The organism is bacterium endosymbiont of Bathymodiolus sp. 5 South, from assembly GCF_900128535.1.
Lineage (GTDB): Bacteria > Pseudomonadota > Gammaproteobacteria > PS1 > Pseudothioglobaceae > Thiodubiliella.
Genome location: NZ_FQTR01000272.1, coordinates 1 through 1,655, shown reverse-complemented (window position 1 = coordinate 1,655; position 1,655 = coordinate 1). Strand labels below are relative to the sequence as shown.

2 protein-coding genes are annotated in these 1,655 nt (G+C 36.8%); both read right to left on the bottom strand.

The window, feature by feature from the left end; translation table 11 throughout:
• Positions 1 to 800 (bottom strand): type I restriction-modification system subunit M N-terminal domain-containing protein (locus BBROOKSOX_RS10740; RefSeq protein ID WP_180324013.1); only part of this gene is annotated, 800 nt, incomplete at its 3' end.
• Positions 797 to 1,655: AAA family ATPase (locus BBROOKSOX_RS10735; protein WP_218973742.1), on the bottom strand; the 859-nt coding region annotated here is incomplete at its 5' end. The genes BBROOKSOX_RS10740 and BBROOKSOX_RS10735, both read right to left, overlap by 4 nt.

Genomic DNA, 1,655 nt, shown 5'->3' with positions numbered 1-1,655 from the left:
TTCTCTTGGGCAAAGATTTTACTCACGCCGTATTCACCCATCTGCTTACGCACATTTAGAATTAACGAGCCAGAGCCGCAGGCAAAATCAAACACGCTACCCAATTTTTTCTTTTTATCCATACTTGGGTCTTGGCTATCAAATGAGACAATACGAGAAAGGATGGTAGAGACTTGTTGCGGCGTATAAAACTCTCCTGCTTTCTTGCCCCCGCCTGCAGCAAATTGTCCGATTAAATATTCATAAGCATCACCCAGCGCATCACTGTCGTTAGGAGAATCTGCAATGCCCTCGGCGATTTGAGTAATAATTGTGCAAAGTTTTTCATTTCTCTGAGTGTAATCCCTACCCAATTTTTCGGAATTTAGATTTATCTCTGAAAAAAGCCCATCAAACGCCGTCGAAAAAGATTTGTTTTCAATGTAGCTAAACGCCTTCTCCAAAGTTCTATGCAGTTCATTGCTTTGCGTTCGTGCTAACTCTGCCACGCTACGCCATAAATACTCTGGCTTAATCACATAATGCACTTTTCTGCGCATTTGCTTTTCAAACTCTGAAACATCGCCCTGATTCTGCTCATACCAAAGTGCCAAAGGTGTGTTTGTCTCGCTATTGCTAAGTTGCGGATAATCCGCACCCAATTCCTTTTTAGCCGATTCTTCATAATTGCCACTCAAATAGCGCAAAAATAAAAACGACAGCATATAATCCCTAAAATCATCCGCATTCATCGAGCCCCTTAAATTGTCGGCTATTTTCCACAGGGTTTTGCCCAATTCTTGTTGTTCTTCTTCGCTCATAATGGTTTCTCTGTTGTTGTTGATTCTGGAAATAATTCAGGATTAAAACCATACTCTTTTATAAAATTTTCTAGCACAGTTTTAAAGTGCTCTTTATTTTCCTCCACCATCTCTTGTGGTTCAAAGATAGAGTAATTGCCATGACTTAGTATGTTTATTCGCCTTGCATGAATTGATTTATCTGCATCATCACCCTCAACTTTTATGCAGTCTGAAAATTTATTGAAGCCATGAAAAGTAGCTGTTTTTTCTAAGACATTACGCAGTAGATTAAAGTGATAAGTGTAAATTTCCCCACTTTGTGCTACTGCCCTCAAATGCTTTAATATCCCTATATGCTGATAAAAAGGGGTATCACTTTTTAACGCTTCAAGTTTATAGTCTTCGCCATTTTTCGTTAAAAGATATTTGTCTGCCCCTCTTAGTTCGTTAACAATCACATTGTAAAAAAGCCCATGATGAGTTGAGATGATAAATTTTTTACCCTTCGAATCTTTTATTAATTTGGCTAAATAACTGGCGACTATGATGACATTATTATCATCCAATGACGATATGGGATCATCTATATAAATCGTTTTAACCCATTTGTAATTTTCATCCTTATCAATAGCCAACTGAGCAATAGCAAGAAAAAAAGACCATACAAAAATATTTTCCTCTCCACGAGATATTTTTATATCTTCAACTTTTTCACTTTTCCCCTCTTTTGTTATCTCTCGAGAAAAACTGACTTTCTTTGTCTTTAAATCAATACTAAAATCAAAATCAACATACCGATTTAACAACTCTCTTACACGCCTTTCAATATCAAAACCATGACCTTCAAACACTTTAAAAAATTTCGACTCTTTT